Origin of the sequence: Bacteroides sp. GD17, assembly GCF_038448625.1 — a bacterium.
GTDB lineage: Bacteria > Bacteroidota > Bacteroidia > Bacteroidales > Bacteroidaceae > Bacteroides.
Map to the genome: position 1 here is coordinate 131199 of NZ_JBCEZS010000004.1, position 13887 is coordinate 145085.

The window sequence follows — 13887 nt, forward strand, 5'->3', positions numbered from 1 at the left end:
CTTCAATAATTTCATAATGTGATAGTTTTAATGATTTATTTCAATTTCAGTTTACGGGTGGTCTCCAGGTTCCCCGATACGGCTCTCAGCACAAGCGTCAGAGAATCGGTGGTTTCTACCAGGAACGAGGCTACACCTGCTTCCACTTTTACCTTGGCCGGACCATGCAGTTCGCCACCTTGCAGCACTTCAAGCGCTACTTCACGCTTGTTTTCTCCGAAGCAATCGGTGCCTTGCCTATCTTTCAGGTTGACATAGACAATGAGCAAGTCACGGCGCGAAGCAGGTACACCACTTTCAAAATAGGTAATGTCCATGGCATCGACATCGCCCGGGGTGCGCACCACGTGTTCAGCTACTGCCTTGCCGTCCTTGTAGCCTACAGCTTTCAGTTCGCCTTGTTCCCACTTCAGATTAAAGAAGGTAAAGGGAGGGCAATCGATGTTCGTGGCATTGCCGCCATCCGGACGGGACACATAGGCTTCGGTAGTCGGTCCGCAGTCGGGACGTTGGCGTGCCACCATGCGTCCGTTCAGCCACAATTCCACTTCATCTACATTGCCATATACCTGCAAGGTGTCCGAAGCCCCCTTCATCCAATGACTATTGACAAATACTTCGTACGACATAGGTCCAGCCGGTGTATAGCTACCAGCCGATACTTGAGTACGGAAATAAAACAAACCGAACTTGGGCAGACGGAACACATCTGCCAAGCCACTGTAGCAAATATTGTCACAGCATCCTCGGTTGTAGTCGTGCATGCTCCATACAGCTCCGCCCATGGTCCACGGGTAATAGGCACGATAGCGGTTGTGACTCCATTGGGCATTCCATGCATTTTGTATCAAAGCATGGTCACCATCTCCACGAGTCACACGGGTGGTGCTATAGTGACCACCGAATTCATAATCGTAATACTCACGGATAAAGCCGGGTTTAGCAGTCTTATTGGGGCGGTTGAAGCCTTCTTCCCAGTCATTATAACAGACATCAAAACCATCGTAACCATAGGTATCTCCCGACGTATAGCACTGGTCGCCGGGATACTCTTCATGAGCGGTGCGGATAGCCTGGTCCTTCCATTCCTTAGGCGGTCGTGACTCATTCAACGTGGTTTCCCACATAATAATGGAGGGATGGTTGCGGTCGCGGCGCACCAAGTCGCGGACATCCTTATAGGTATGGTCTATGAAACTCTGCGTCTTATTGAAGAATTGCCAGCCAGGAATCGGCTCGATAGCCAGCAAGCCCAGTTCATCGCAAGCATCGAGCACAGACGGGTCTTGCGGATAATGCCCCAGGCGCACGACATTGAAACCGTTGCTACGAATCTGGTACATATCCCGGTATTGTGCCTGGTCGGAAATAGCATTGCCTACGTATGGATATTCTTGATGGCGATTGCTGCCTTCCAGTTTCAGCGGCTTACCGTTGATGACGAATCCTTTCTCGCGTGTCATTTCGATGCGGCGTATTCCAATACGAGTATCTTCGCTGTCCAGCCGCTTTTTGCCGTCCAGCACCTCCGTGCGAAGCACATAAAGGGTTGGGGAATCAGGATACCACAGTCGGGGGGCATTTACCGTAAGTTGCTGCGTGTTATACAAGGTTGCACCGGCTGACACACTGACCGTTTCTTCTGTAGAAGCCACTTTCTTACCGCACCCTTTCTCCTTGCTCCATTCGTAAAGTGTCTGGCGTATGGCAAGACGCATGGGGGCGGTGGTCTTGTTGGCTACTTGCGTTTTTACATCCACCTCAGCTTCTTGTTCCGACACTTTAGGGTAGGTGACGAAGATACCTCCGCCTGCCACGTCATCCGCCATGATAGGATGGGTGATATATACAGGCCCGTTCACAATGAGATTCACATCCCGGTACAATCCTCCGTAATAGCAGAAATCGAGCGTCTCCAAAGGTTTGCCGGGAGGGATAAGCGGATTGTTACGGTTATCGAGGCGTACCAGTACCTCATTGGCACGGTCGGCACAAAGCAGACCGGTGACATCTATCACAAACGGGGTATAACCACCGGAATGTTGCACCAAGTGTTGCCCATTCACCCACACGTCAGCCAGATGCATAGCTCCCTCAAATTCCAACCAAAGCTGCTTGTCGATATCCTGCTTATCGATACGGAGTTGCTTGCGATAATAGCACACGCCTTGCCACTGATGCAACACGACAAGCGGTTCGACAAAAGGAGTATGGGGCAGGCTGACACGCTCCCACTGCCCATCGGCAAGCAACGCAAATTCATATTTCAATGTATCAGACGGCACAGCCAACCCTTTGTCCGACTGACTGACGTGTTCCACATTATATTGCGAGTTCCAGTCAGAGCCTTGGTTCTTGATGTCGGCTTGCCACTGTATTTTGTCCAGTCGTTGGAACTCCCAGGCGGCATTTATATTCTTCTTCTGTGCTCCAACGGGGAGGTACAGCAAAAGCAGGCACAAGGCCGTGGTTATTTTCAAATTCATGTCGTTTTTTTGTTTCAAATTATTAATATTAAGCATACCTATTGTTACATGGTTCATTCCTTGCCAGAGTACCTTCTGAATGAGGCCTTTCTTCGGCACCGAGGAACACCCCCTCCGGCACCGAGGAACATAGCCTTCCTCGGTACCGAACAAACAAGAAGGTGCGGCATTTAAAGATTAGTCTCTTTCTTTCAAGAGAATTATCCCCGGGAAATGTCTTGACGGACAAATGCCCGGGGAAAAGCATGGTGGAATATTATTTCTCAGCCGGCATGTCAGCTTGTGCAGGCCAATAAGGATTCTGATAAAGAGGCGACAACTCTATCGACGCATGGTCATTGGCCGTAAGAAGGAACTGACGAATGGGGAGCGGTTCCAAGTAGTGCGCCATGTGCCAGGTTAAGCCATCCCTGTAGGGATTACCTGAAGTAAGATTCTTTTCATGCGGACGGATATATACACTACGTTCAGGACTCGAAATGGTAGCATCGGCAGTACCGTCATATCTCAAGTCGTTGGCATCATACCATTCCTGCATCGGAGTGCTCCAGAAATGAATACCTTCAATATGCACAGGCTCACTCATCAACTGATCGTAAGAACGCCAACGAGCCAAGTCCATATGGCGCATGTCTTCACCGATAAACTCGCAGCGGCGTTCGCGACGAATATTATAGAGCACGGGATCAGTCAGTTGCACACCGCCGGTATAGCTTCCCCAATCACCTTTTTCATTAAACATGACAGTGGCATTGATAGTCACTTGCGGGTCAATAGCATTCCCCTGGAAACCGGCAGCCTTACGTACAGCTCTCCAATATTCCAGAATATGACCGGAATGAAGATCGCCCGTGAGTTCATATTGTGCCTCCATATAGTTGAGCAGTGCCTCTGTAGCACGGAATACTATACAACCGTTATAACTCAGACCATTCTCACACAACTTGCGGTCGAATGTTCCCCCTTTACGCAAAGCATACCCTGTGGGATAAGTTTTGGAAGACGTCAAAATGTTCGGATAAGGTTCTATTTCTACTACATGTGTCTCAGAACCGTCCATATTCTTAAACGCATTCTTTTGTTTCGGATCTTTCAAGAAGATGTGCAGGCGGGGGTCGGCATTAGTACGTACACCTTTGATGGTGGTATCATCATATTCAAAGTCATCATGTAAGGCATAAATCGGTTTACCGTCCGCCATTACGAAACTTTCCACAAAATTGCGCGTAACACCTATATCACCGTTACTTTGCTGAATACTCACCTCCACATAATGTGTAAGTTTAAGATCCAAACCATATTGACGCCACAGCAAAATATCAGGGTAAGAACTCATATCTACCGCACCAAACATATAAAAATAGGGGTTAACATCGCTTTCTGTTTGCGGTACAATACCAGTGTTAATAGTGAGACTGTTTTTGTACTTCTCAGCCACTTCTTCAGAGCACTTGGCAGCAACATCATAAAAATACGTGATTTCCTTATCAATACTTCCCGAAGGATATTCATAGGAAGCATTATATTCTTTCTGCTTACCCGGCCAACCTTCGCCGTTGGGAACGAATGCTGTACCTTTGAAACTCTTCAGCCAAGCAGCTTCAAATAATGCCACACGCGACTTGAACAGTGTAACCACGTCAGGCGAAAGGCGGTTGCGATAAGCAAAGAGTCCGTCAGCCATGTTTTCCAAAGCCTCATCAAGGTCCTCTAAAATGAAGCGTGCCACTTCGTTGCGTGGACTACGTTTGTTGGCATCCACTAAAAGTTCTTTGTCCACCGGCAGCGGTTCTTTGACAATAGGCAAATCACCGAAAGCACGCAGCATTTTGAAATAAGCAAATGCACGCAAAAAGTAAAGTTCACCGATGTAATGGTTTATTTTTGTTTCATTTCCCGTCACCAATCCTTTTTCCTGATTAGCCAGCACTGTACTAAGTGTGTAGTTAATGTTGCGTACGTTTTCCCATGCCCAAGAACCGCCTGTCATACTCACCTTCCATAAGTCTTGCGAGAAACGTGTGCTGGGAGTTGTATAGGTCTGATTATCAGTATCACCATCTTGGCCAAAGACCCCGTAACTGCCACTGTGTCCGGGCAATATCTCATAAAGTTTGTTGACTGCTGCTTGTATCTGGTCTTCAGTCTGATAATACTCTTCAGGAGTGACACCTGAAATGGGTTCCCTATCTAAAAAGTCTTCGCAAGATACGAGTAATGTGGTAAGTGCAAATGCACCGCACAAGTATATTAGTTTATTCAGTTTCATAGTGGTTAATTTATTATTAAAGTGTAATGCTTATACCGCACGAAAGGGTAGTAGACAAAGGATATCCTATACCACCGTAATCTCCACCGGTAAGTGTCTCAGGATCAAACTGGTCGGACACTCCTGATATAGTCCAAAGATTCTCGCCCGAGAAAAACACGCGCAGATTCTGTACCCCCAGTCTCTGCGTGAATGAGGCAGGCAGCGTGTAACCTATGGTAAGATTCTTTAAGCGCATATAAGCAGCATTCTGTAGGTAGCGCGTCTGACACTGACGATTCTTATCATTGTAGAGTGGACGAGGTAGAAATGCATTAACATTAGCCTCACGATAACCATTCTGTACAGACCAAGTATTTTCGTCACGGAAGTAATCACTGACAGCAGTGATACCTGCCGAACTCCACTCCGAATAACTCGAACCGAACATATAAGCTCCCCCTTGCCACATATCACGTTTCATAACACCTTGGAAAAAAGCACGGAAATCAAAACCTTTCCAACTTGCATTCAAGTCAAGTCCAAAAAGGAAGCGCGGTGTGCTGTTGCCTATGACTGATAAATCGCCTGAGTCACCCAGTGTTTCGGTTCCTGTGGATATTTTACCATCTTTATTTATATCAGCATACATGATGTCTCCTGCACGCCAGTCCGAACCAAGTGAGCTTTGTCCACCATTGGGTAAAGTAGCAAGATGGTCTTGCATTTCCTGATCGGTACGCGCCAGCCCTTTAGTCGTGTAACCCCAGATTTCGCCCATATAGTGGCCTGCCATATAGCTCCACACACTATTAGTGGGATTGTTAGGATAACGAGTAATCTTGGTACGCGCATCCGAGAGGTTGAAGTTTACTGAGTAGTTCAGTCCATTTTTCAAACGGTCTCTCCAGCCAAGACTCAATTCCCAACCTTGGGTACGAAGGTCAGTATTGTTGATAACAGGCACTTTAGCGCCTAAAATATTAGGCAGTTCAGGAGCTAAGCCTACCATATCTTTAGTGTCACGAATATAATATTCGAATGAACCTGTCAAACGATTATACAATAGTCCCCAATCCAAGCCTATATTATAGTTCTGAATAGTCTCCCATCCCAAATCAGTGGATACTAAATCAGGAGCAACAGCCGTATTGGGCCGACTTCCTCCCATAGGCCAGTAACCGTTAGATGCACCTAAAGAAAGAATTTGGTAAGTCTGATACCAATTAGTCGTATTCTGATTGCCCAAAGTACCGAATGACCCACGCAGTTTCAAAGAACCAACTACTTCAGTCAGCGGTTCAAAAAATTCTTCCTGTGCAATGTTCCAACCAATAGACACCGAGGGAAATACACGCCAGCGATTGTCACTACGGAAACGCGAAGTTCCGTCAGCGCGAACATTAGCTTCGAAAAGGTAACGACCTTTGAAATCATAGTTAACGCGACCAAAAAAACCTGCTGTAGCCCAATCATTTTGATTTCCATATATCGCAGGATCAGTTTTGTTGCCATCATAATCAAGTCCTGAAGTAAGATCAAGGAATGGTTTGGTGGGGAACATGACCCCATCACGTTGTACACTAAAATTCTTCACATCCAATTCTTCGGCCTGAAAACCAGCAAGTACATGCAGATTATGACTTTCGTTAAAAGAGTAGGTGTATTCCGAATAAGCATTAAGACTCCAATAATTTTCCTTAGAATTCTGTTCATACACACTCGAGTTCTTGTTATAAATTACTGGGCTACCGTCTTTATCATGATTATAAAGGCGTTGTGTATCCCAATGACGATTGTAATTATTGATACGATAGTTGAAATCAATATGTGTAACCCAGTTTTTAACAGGCTCAATCTTAAAACCTATTTGATGGAACGTATTGTCATTCTGCATGCGGTCCGAACCGCCCTCAGCCAGTCCCAATGCAGGTGACGGTGAACTATAATAATAACCATTAGGATCATAGAGCGGTAATGTAGGCCACCCCTGCGTAGTCATCACCTCATAGATATTTCCTGAAAGAGTAGACGGACGATAATAATCTCTGCGAGTGAAACGCATAGAGTAGTTGAAACGCAGCCAATCGGTAATTTCCGAGTTAATTTTCACCATACCAAGATAGCGGTTCATACCATCATCACCCAACTTGACCATACCACCCTGATTGAGGTAATTGAACGAAGCATAATAATTGAACTTTTTGCTTCCGCCGTTTACACTGAAGCTATGTTCTTGAGCAAATGTATGATCGTTGAAAATAGCACCTATCCAGTCCACATCATCTACACCGTTACGATAACCATCATCCCAAGTTCCATTGCTACGAGGTGTAATATTATTCAAGATGGTGCCATCTTTCGTAATGCGTTGTCCTCGTCCATAAGGCTTGGCATTATGATATGCCATAATATTTTCCATGCGTTCTTGATTGAAAAACACTGAATAACCTGCATTAGCAAAGTGGTCGTTCATCCAGCTGGCAAAATCCACAGAATTCATCATCTTATTCATATTGATGGGTGTACCAAAGCGAAAGCTATTATTGTAATTAATAGAAACTTTACCCTCACTTCCTCCATTTTTAGTAGTAACCAGAATAACACCAAACGGAGCACGTGAACCGTAGATGGATGAAGCTGCAGCATCTTTCAAAACAGAAATATTGGCCACATCCTGAGGATTCACCATATTGAGATCACCCTCTACACCATCGATAAGTACCAACGGAGCACCATTCGAACCTTCACCAATAGTTGCTGTACCACGTACATTGATAGTAGGCGATTCTTCAAGGCTACCACTGGTCTGCGTAATCTGCAATCCCGGTACCACTCCCTGCAAAGCTTGTGACAAGTTGGAAACAGGGCGTTCTTGCAGTTCCTCTGCTGTAATCACAGCTACGGAACCAGTCAGATTTACCTTCCTCTGTGTACCAAAACCTACGACTACCACTTCATCCAACATTTTCAGATCTTCTGTCAGCACAATATCCGCTGATGATTTATTTCCGATATTGATTATTTGTGTCTTATATCCTATATAGCTTATCTGCAGTTGAGTATCACCATTTGACAACTCCAACGAAAAATTACCATCAATATCCGTAATGGTTCCATTAGTAGTTCCCACAACCGAGACTGAAGCTCCAATAATAGATTCCCTCATATCATCTGTCACCCGTCCGGTCATTTTCCGTTTGCCATTGGTTTGCTGTCTGACAGCCTTGTACACTGAGATGCGTTTTCCACTCACTTCATAATTGATACCCTTGCCATCGAAAAGCATTCCAAGTACTTCGGCAACGGTTTTATCCTTTGCGTCAACACTCACCTTCTGATTAATATCCACATCATTGTTGCGAACCAAAAAAGAATAATCCGTTTTCGCTTCTATATCTTTAAAGACTTTACCCAATGGCACATTCTTTTGCTGAATGGTAATCCGAATCTCTTGCAAAGGTGATGCTACTATGGAAAGCGGTAGTAAAAAAGCTAAAAGGATAAACAAAATCTGCGTCTTTACAGACAAAATATTAACTCCGGAATGACAAATTAGATATGTCACTCCGCCATTTAAATGATTTTTTTTCATACATTTGTACCGATTTAAAGATTTTCTTAAAAGATAACTTAAATTCTGAATCGGAGGACATACCCCAATATGTTTCTCCGATTTTTGTTTCTACGTGCAGTTCTTCATAATATTCTTTTTAAATGTTACTACTTCATTTGTCTGTAATGGTAATTATGTTACCATTACGAGTCCAGCTATATTTATTGTCGACATCTATATAGTCCAGTATTTCCTCAACTGTAAGTTTAGGGCTGATACTCCCTGAGAAGACCTCCTTATCCATATATTTACTATGGATAATAATCCGTACATCATACTTACGCTCAATATCTTTCATTATTTCAGGCAACGATACATTAACAAAGCTCAAACGCCCGGTAGTCCATTGCGATGCTTGTGAAACATCGGCATAATGATGATACATCTTACCGCTTTTCTTATCATACGTCAACTGTTCATCAGGTGCAAGAATTACATTCCCATTGGTCTCAGATTTAGAGAACACGTTTACTTTTCCTTCCAACAGGCTGACTTCTATCGAAGAATCCTCCGGGTAAGAACGTATATTGAAAATGGTGCCTAACACTTTGACGTTTATTTCATCGGCATGAACTATAAAAGGTTTCTCAGGATTCTTCTGTACTTCAAAGTACCCTTCACCTACTAAATAAACTTCCCGATTCTTTTTACGCATAAAAGCAGGATCATACTTCAATACCGAACCGGAATTCAAGGTTACTGTAGTTCCATCAGGCAGTATCAGCTTAGTCTGTGACCCCAAAGGCACTTCCATTTGGCACAGTGCACCGGCATGAGAGGCATCTGCTACATCTCTATAGATATAGAATGCCGCAACTGAGGTGGTAAGAACCAACAAAACGGCTGCCGCCACGCGTGAGAAAGTGCGCCATAACGAGATTCTCGCCTTTCCCACATCTTTCTTCAATCCCAACTTTGCAGACAAAACATCATAATTAGCCCATTTTTCTTTTTCAAACCGGCCAATAAACGATTTTGCCCGTGTTCGTGCCATCTCTTCATATCTCTGCCGATAAAGAACATCTGATTTCAAGAAATGAAGCAACTTACGCTCATCATCTTTCGACAGCGTTCCTGCCAGATAATCAAGCATTAATTCTTCAAATATTTCAAGTTCATTTTCCAACATATTCGGTTCATTTATATATAATACACGTCTCAGTAGAGAAACATTTAGTCTAATAGATATTTTTTTGAAAAATAATTCAAAACCTCCAATCAACAGATGAAGTTATAAGTTTTCTTTTAGGAGAAGTAAAAGCAATATTCCGGTTGAAGAGCCGAATTGAAGTTTTATACAATCCATCGCATTTTTTATATGAACGCGCACGGTATTTACCGAAATAGCCTGTTCGTCGGCTATTTCTTGAGGCGACATGCCTCCATACAGATACTTTTCAAAGACAAGACGGCATTTGGCAGGTAACGAATTTATGACTGTATCAACTTGTTTTCGCAATTCCTCTACCTCCAGTAACTGCAACGGATTATTATCGTTCTCGCAGAAATCTTCCTGAAAAGCAAGCAATTCCTCCCGATATTCATCAAGAACCCGTTCGCGAGTATGTAAAGCACGAATATAATTCAGACAACGATTTTGCACTCCCCGCAGCAAATAACTATGAATAGGAAAACTTAAATGCCCCCTATTATTCCAAATACTTATAAAAACATCATTTACGACTTCCTTCGCCTCATCCGGATCGAACACATAAGTACTAGCATAAGCACACAAATAGCTAAAATAACAATCGTACAGGACAGAAAAAGCATTCTCCTTTCCTTTATTTATATCTTCAATTAACTGCTCGCTTATCTTAATAGTAGTCATATTTAAGGTAGTGTGACATTTTAGCAATAACAAAGTTAGTATTTTAACAACGACACAAATGCTATTTAAATTTATTTAATAAACAATATTATTCACAGACACTATCTCCTCAGTTAGCTATAAAAAGGCTACTATTGGTATTCGGCTAATAAAAAATAGAAAAAAAGAAAAGGACTAACCATTCTTAATAAATGATTAATCCTTTCTTTACTGTAGCCTCGAGGGGAATCGAACCCCTATCTAAAGTTTAGGAAACTTCTATTCTATCCGTTGAACTACAAGGCCTTTTGCATATATTCTGCATATCACAGTGTATTGCGGGCACAAAGATAATGTATTCTGTTGATTTTACGAAAAAAGTTTTGTTAATCCGATTAACTTTACGAAATTTGTCGGCTAATGTAAACACGCATTAATCCTGAAAATTAATCTATAGTAAATCGTAAGTTATGGCAAACGACATGATGGTCAAAGAACTGGAGCAAGTGGTAGTCCGCTTCTCCGGAGACTCCGGTGATGGTATGCAACTCGCCGGCAACATCTTTTCAACAGTTTCGGCTACTGTGGGCAATGACATTAGTACATTCCCCGACTATCCGGCAGATATCCGCGCCCCGCAAGGTTCACTCACCGGTGTTTCCGGTTTCCAGGTGCACATCGGTGCAGACAGAGTATATACGCCGGGAGACAAATGCGACGTATTGGTAGCAATGAACGCCGCCGCACTGAAAACACAATACAAGTTTGCTAAGTCCACCGCCTGCATCATTATCGACACAGACGCTTTCCAGAAATCAGACCTGGAAAAAGCAGCGTTCAAGACCGATAATCCTATTGAGGAAATGGGCATCAAGCAAGATGTTATTGCCGCTCCTATCTCCAAAATGGTGAAAGATTGCCTGGCCGATACAGGAATGGACAACAAATCCATGCTGAAATGCCGCAATATGTTCGCCGTAGGCTTGGTATGCTGGTTGTTCAACCGCGACCTGAAAATCGCTGAAGACTTTATCCGTGAGAAATTTGCCAAGAAGCCCGAAATTGCCGAAGCAAACATCAAGGTTATCCATGCAGGATACGACTACGGACACAATACGCATGCTTCCGTAGCCCATACTTATAAGATTGAAAGCAAAACCACCGTTCCCGGCCGCTACATGGACATCACGGGAAACAAGGCTACCGCTTACGGTTTCATTGCCGCCGCCGAAAAGGCCGGTCTGAAACTGTTCCTCGGTTCCTACCCCATCACTCCGGCAACGGACGTATTGCACGAACTTTCCAAGCATAAATCACTGGGCGTAATGACCGTACAGTGCGAAGACGAGATTTCAGGTTGTGCCACTTCCATCGGTGCTGCGTTTGCAGGCGCGCTGGCTGTGACTTCCACTTCCGGTCCCGGTGTTTGCCTGAAGTCAGAGGCCATGAACCTGGCTGTAATTACCGAACTTCCGCTCGTTGTCCTCAACGTACAGCGTGGTGGCCCTTCTACCGGCCTGCCTACCAAGTCCGAACAAACCGACTTACTGCAAGCCCTGTTCGGCCGCAACGGTGAAAGCCCGATGCCTGTCATTGCCGCCACCTCACCCACCAACTGTTTCGATGCTGCCTTCATGGCAAGTAAGATTGCTTTGGAGCACATGACTCCGGTTGTGTTGCTGACCGACGGTTTCGTTGCCAACGGTTCCGGTGCATGGATGTTGCCGAAGTTGGCAGACTATCCCGCCATCAACCCTCCGTATGTAACTCCGGAAATGAAGGACAACTATACTCCATACAAACGTAACCCGGAAACCGGTGTACGCTACTGGGCCATCCCGGGACAAGAAGGCTATATGCACATCCTCGGCGGTCTGGAGAAAGACAGCAATACCGGCGCCATCTCTACCGACCCGGAAAACCACAACCTGATGTGCCACTTGCGTGCCGAGAAGGTTGCCAAGATTCCCGTACCCGATATAGAAGTACAAGGCTGCGTAGACGATGCCGACCTGCTGATTGTTGGTTTCGGCGGTACTTACGGCCACTTGTATTCGGCTATGGACGAGATGATAAAGGCAGGCAAAAAAGTTGCCCTGGCTCACTTCACCTACCTCAATCCGCTGCCTAAAAACACGGAAGCCGTATTGAAGAAATACAAGAAGGTAGTGGTGGCCGAGCAGAACCTCGGACAATTCGCAGGCTATCTGCGCATGAAGGTAGATAACTTCACGCCGTATCAATTCAATGAAGTCAAGGGACAACCGTTCGTCGTAGCCGAACTGGTGGCTGCCTTCACTGAGATTTTAAACAAGTAATAACCCCGTAAAGAACGAAACATCATGTGCGAATATACAGCAAAAGATTTCAAAAAAGGACAACCTCGTTGGTGTCCGGGTTGCGGTGACCACTTCTTCCTGGCTTCACTGCACAAAGCAATGGCAGAAATTGGTATAGCTCCTTGGGAAACAGCCGTTATCTCCGGTATCGGTTGTTCCAGCCGCTTGCCCTATTACATGAATACGTATGCGATGCAGACTGTCCACGGACGTGCTGCCGCTATCTCTACGGGTGCCAAGGTTGCCAATCCCAACCTGAAGGTATGGCAGATTTCGGGCGACGGCGACGGCCTGGCCATTGGTGGTAACCACTTTATCCACGCCGTACGTCGTAACATCGACATGAACATGATTCTGCTGAACAACCGCATCTACGGTTTGACGAAAGGTCAATACTCACCGACTTCTCCGCGCGGTTTCGTCAGCAAATCGTCTCCTTACGGTACGGTAGAAGATCCGTTCCACCCGGCAGAACTCTGCTTCGGTGCCCGCGGCCGCTTCTTTGCCCGTGCGGTAGCTACCGATGCTGCCGGTACGGTAGAAGTATTGAAAGCAGCCTACAATCATAAGGGTGCCAGCGTCTGCGAGATTCTGCAGAACTGTGTTATCTTCAACAACGGTACGCACGACTCCGTAGCCAAGAAAGAAGACCGCGCCAAGAACGCCATCTACTTGGAACATGGCAAACCGATGATCTTCGGCGAGAACAACGAGTACGGACTGATGCAGGAAGGCTTCGGACTGAAAGTTGTGAAGCTGGGCGAAAACGGTATCACGGAGAAGGACATCCTCGTTCACGACGCTCACTGCATGGACAACACCCTGCAACTGAAGCTCGCCCTGATGGAAGGTCCCGACTTCCCGATTGCGCTCGGTGTAATCCGCGATGTAGAAGCGCCGACTTACGACGATGCCGTTCACGAACAAATCGAAGAAGTAACTGCCAAGAAGAAGTATCATAACTTCGAAGAATTGCTGATGACGAACGATACGTGGGAAGTGAAATAACGAACTTGCAATAATCACTTTGTCCCCCCTCACGACATTGAGACTATCCCTCAATACAGTGAGGGGGGATTTTGTTTTGAAAAAGCCACTGTCTGCCTTGAGTTTCATCCGGGGAATGAGCAGATAAATGATAATTTAGCGGCGTGTGATAACAAGTGTATCTCAAACTCCTCCGCCTGAAAGGGGAGGTGCCCGCTTGCGGGCGGAGGGGTCTTACATAAATAGAAAGTAACTTTGTGCAAGTCCCTTCGGATGTGAAACCCCTCCGCCCTACGGGCACCTCCCCTTTCAGGCGGAGGAATTTAAGATACTCCGCAAATTCCTATTTACCCCTTATGAGAATGCTGATAATCATTCAAAATAAATATCGACTTTCTCTT

Annotated in this window: 7 protein-coding genes and 1 tRNA gene; 2 read left to right on the plus strand and 6 right to left on the minus strand. The window is 45.2% G+C overall.

Annotated features, from left to right (window positions below):
- Nucleotides 1–35 precede the first annotated feature (35 nt).
- The 6 genes from AAE250_RS07845 to AAE250_RS07870 all read right to left on the minus strand — a co-directional run bounded on the left by AAE250_RS07845 (nucleotide 36) and on the right by AAE250_RS07870 (nucleotide 10466).
- Complete coding sequence (locus AAE250_RS07845) at nucleotides 36–2486, minus strand: glycoside hydrolase family 2 protein (protein WP_294602684.1); 2451 nt, start codon at nucleotides 2484–2486, stop codon at nucleotides 36–38.
- A 256-nt stretch (nucleotides 2487–2742) separates the two neighbouring features.
- Nucleotides 2743–4755, minus strand: coding sequence for a RagB/SusD family nutrient uptake outer membrane protein (locus AAE250_RS07850; RefSeq protein ID WP_294602687.1), 2013 nt, complete (start codon nucleotides 4753–4755; stop codon nucleotides 2743–2745).
- A 16-nt stretch (nucleotides 4756–4771) separates the two neighbouring features.
- Nucleotides 4772–8104 carry a TonB-dependent receptor gene (locus AAE250_RS07855; protein ID WP_342288861.1) on the minus strand — a complete coding sequence of 1111 codons (3333 nt, stop codon included), beginning with the start codon at nucleotides 8102–8104 and terminating at the stop codon, nucleotides 4772–4774.
- Nucleotides 8105–8462: 358 nt separating this feature from the next.
- Nucleotides 8463–9479 (minus strand): FecR family protein, encoded by a 1017-nt coding sequence (locus AAE250_RS07860; RefSeq protein ID WP_294602693.1) that lies wholly within the window; start codon nucleotides 9477–9479, stop codon nucleotides 8463–8465.
- 102 nt (nucleotides 9480–9581) lie between these two features.
- Complete coding sequence (locus AAE250_RS07865) at nucleotides 9582–10181, minus strand: RNA polymerase sigma-70 factor (protein WP_294602695.1); 600 nt, start codon at nucleotides 10179–10181, stop codon at nucleotides 9582–9584.
- A gap of 213 nt (nucleotides 10182–10394) precedes the next feature.
- Nucleotides 10395–10466 (minus strand) — tRNA-Arg (locus AAE250_RS07870).
- A gap of 164 nt (nucleotides 10467–10630) precedes the next feature.
- Here AAE250_RS07870 and AAE250_RS07875 point away from each other — a divergent pair.
- Complete coding sequence (locus AAE250_RS07875) at nucleotides 10631–12478, plus strand: 2-oxoacid:acceptor oxidoreductase subunit alpha (protein ID WP_294602697.1); 1848 nt, start codon at nucleotides 10631–10633, stop codon at nucleotides 12476–12478.
- 24 nt (nucleotides 12479–12502) lie between these two features.
- On the plus strand, nucleotides 12503–13507 hold the full coding sequence (locus AAE250_RS07880; RefSeq protein ID WP_294602700.1) for a 2-oxoacid:ferredoxin oxidoreductase subunit beta: 1005 nt from the start codon (nucleotides 12503–12505) through the stop codon (nucleotides 13505–13507).
- Nucleotides 13508–13887: the final 380 nt, after the last annotated feature.

Bases quoted from the DNA above. Each gene is read 5' to 3' on its own strand.
- AAE250_RS07845 (WP_294602684.1), bottom strand. From the start codon at position 2,486: ATGAATTTGAAAATAACCACGGCCTTGTGCCTGCTTTTGCTGTACCTC.
- AAE250_RS07860 (WP_294602693.1), bottom strand. From the start codon at position 9,479: ATGTTGGAAAATGAACTTGAAATATTTGAAGAATTAATGCTTGATTAT.
- AAE250_RS07875 (WP_294602697.1), top strand. From the start codon at position 10,631: ATGGCAAACGACATGATGGTCAAAGAACTGGAGCAAGTGGTAGTCCGC.
- AAE250_RS07865 (WP_294602695.1), bottom strand. From the start codon at position 10,181: ATGACTACTATTAAGATAAGCGAGCAGTTAATTGAAGATATAAATAAA.
- AAE250_RS07880 (WP_294602700.1), top strand. From the start codon at position 12,503: ATGTGCGAATATACAGCAAAAGATTTCAAAAAAGGACAACCTCGTTGG.
- AAE250_RS07850 (WP_294602687.1), bottom strand. From the start codon at position 4,755: ATGAAACTGAATAAACTAATATACTTGTGCGGTGCATTTGCACTTACC.